Here is a 1,626-nt window from a genome sequence, read left to right as displayed (position 1 = left end):
CAACCTCTTTTATATTTTACAGTTCTGCTATATTTTCTTTTGGCTATGCTGCTTTTTCCTCATGCATTTGGCAACAAGTTGCTATATTCCAATTATATCGGGTTATAAATAGTCCCATAAACATATATTTGGCAACTGTAATGAGCCCCTTTCCTTCTTTTATCAGTTTAGCACACATTTTTTTGATATTAAAGGCTATAGCAAAGAAAGCAAAGTCCATTGTAACCTTGTCTTCTCCCACATGCCGGAATCTTCTGTATGCCATGTTGTATTTCATTTGTCCAAACACAGCCTCTGGTTCTATACACCTCCTGCCTCTATGCTTGATACCTTCTTCTGAGAGCAACCTTTCCCGTGCCTGCCGTTTGTATTGATTTAATCGGTGGTTGACTTCTATAATACGGTTCCCCCGAGCTTTAAAACAACTGCCACGCAAAGGGCAACCTTCGCATCTTTTTGCTTTATACCGGGCACTTTCGATGATGTATCCGCTCGCTGTCTTGTCACGTTTGGTTCCTATACGGTTCATGTGCTGTCCCATAGGACAAACGTAATAATCCTCTTGGGCATTGTAATGGAGACTTTCGGCATGGAACGGGTTGGGAGTATAACGAGGACGCTGTTCTTTATGGAAGTAATTGTACTTGATGAAGGCTTCTATCCCATTCTCCTGCATGAACCGGTAATTTTCTTCCGAACCGTAACCGGAGTCTGCCACACAGATATTCGGTAAACGGTTATAGCGGTACTGGAAAGAGTGGAAAAAAGGTATGAGGGTCAGTGTATCGGTAGGGTTGGGAAACAGACGGAAGTCTGTGATGAATTGGTTTTCAGTACCTATTTGCAGATTATATCCGGGTTTGGTCTGCCCGTTCTTCATGGCATCTTCTTTCATGCGCATGAATGTGGCACCAGGATCGGTTTTGGAATAGGAGTTACGTTCTCCAAGGGTATCAAGGTGATTGTCGTATTCTATCAGCTTGTCACGATACCCTTCAAGTTCCATGACCTGCTTCTTCTTTTTGCGCAGGGCTTTCTTTTCTTCCTTATCCTTTGTTGCAGGCTGGCGTTCCAGGGCTTCTTTAAGTTCATCCACTATGTCAGAGAGCCTGCAGGGAGTAAACTCCACGGATGTGTCTTTTATAGAGTTCTCCTGTGCAATGGCTTGATCCACCTGCTCCAAGAGAATACGGATTTTATCCATTAGTATCGTACGGTTCCGTTCGACTGTCTTGCGCCAGACAAAAGTATATTTGTTGGCTTTGGATTCAATCTTGGTGCCGTCGATATACTCTACATCAAGGCTGATGAAACCTTTATCGGCAAGGACAAGAACCAACTGGGTAAATACATTATTTATTTCCTCCTTTACACGGTTACGAAAACGGTTGATCGTGATAAAATCCGGATGCTCATTACCGGCAAGCCAAATATAATGAATGTCACGAAGGAGGTGCTTCTCTATTTTACGGCAAGAATAGATATTATTCATGTAGGCGTAGATTATCACCTTAAGCATCATTTTAGGATGATAAGGACAACGGCCCGTTTCCTTATAAAGCTTCTTGAAACTCTCAAGATTGAGATTGTCAATAACAGCATTCACGATGCGGACTGGGTCGGTCG

At 42.8% G+C, this 1,626-nt stretch carries 1 protein-coding gene; it reads right to left on the bottom strand.

What is annotated here, in order from left to right; translation table 11 throughout:
* Positions 1 to 43 precede the first annotated feature (43 nt).
* On the bottom strand, positions 44 to 1,626 hold a 1,583-nt coding region (locus AB5443_RS25260), incomplete at its 5' end, for an IS1182-like element ISBf3 family transposase (RefSeq protein ID WP_368114596.1).

It is taken from the genome of Bacteroides sp. RTP21281st1_H5_RTP21281_210402 (genome assembly GCF_040918965.1).
Classification (GTDB): domain Bacteria; phylum Bacteroidota; class Bacteroidia; order Bacteroidales; family Bacteroidaceae; genus Bacteroides; species Bacteroides congonensis.
This window is presented reverse-complemented; position numbering and strand designations above follow the sequence as displayed.